A 1066-nucleotide genomic window follows, 5' to 3' on the forward strand; every position below is an offset into this window, starting at 1 on the left:
TGAAATATACTCGAAATCACGATATGTTGGTGGAAGGGGATGTTGGTCCTCCAGGGCTCGATCAATTTTGGAACGACCTCACGATTAAAGGTGAGGGGACCGGCCAGAGAGTACTAGAAATTTTCTCTGTTCGTGGTATTGGCAGTGCCAAGCCTTATCAGGAAGACAATCTCCGAAAAACAATTACGACGAGTAAGCTCACGTTAGACAATGTTGATTTGGAGGCGAATGTAATTTTCAAATTCGATCAACTCAGCAATACGCTCACTTTCAAGGATAGTAAGGTTTACTGGCATACCCGAGACCCAATCTTTCATAGCGGTACGAAGCTTACCGTGACGAGCGAAACTGGTTCAAATCAGTGGAAAGGAATGGCTGGGACGACTATCCCTGCGGACATTGATTGGAATATCAAAAACGGAACCACGTTTGAGTTTTTTGGTGCTGGTGCGGCAAGACGTGCATTAAGTTTCACTGGGCAAAATCGTCTGAATGTTGAAGCGGGCGCGACCTTAAAGTTCCATGAATCGGTTTTGGACTTTGGCTCGAACTCTGTCTTGACCTTGGATCCTGGCTCAACACTTGGCTTCAGAACTTCTGAGACGATCGCTACTTTCGATACCTTGAACGTAGATGGAGCGACGCTTGCATACGAGGGTAGTGCGATCTCTTTTTTACCCACCACCGCAAATCTGAACGACACGACTGTAAATTTAGTGAGCGGTAACCTGGAAACGAGGCGTTTGGTTTTGTCGGGAAGACACAACACGGTAACGGGTGATCGCTCTGTTGATTATCTAAGAGCGGAAGTGATTAAGACAAAAGATACAAGTAGCCCCACTATTTTAAACGCGACACACCTCAATCAAATTCGCGCAGAAACTCTTTTATTGACCCCTAATTTGACGATTAATTTGGATAGAGCCTCTTTGCGTATGCTGACTGGCTCAGATTTAAGACTTCAAGGTGGTTCGATCAATGTTGATAATCGCGGAGTGATTGGGGCATTTGGTCAAATTACGGGGAACGACGCGACTATCAATATTGATAATGGTGATTTTGTTGT

Annotated in this window: 1 protein-coding gene; it reads left to right on the forward strand. The window is 45.0% G+C overall.

Features of this window, described 5'->3' with window-relative positions; genetic code table 11:
* Window positions 1-29 precede the first annotated feature (29 nt).
* Window positions 30-1066 (forward strand): hypothetical protein (locus A3738_RS23145; RefSeq protein ID WP_231876742.1); only part of this gene is annotated, 1037 nt, incomplete at its 3' end.

The sequence above is a fragment of the Oleiphilus sp. HI0066 genome (assembly GCF_001635725.1).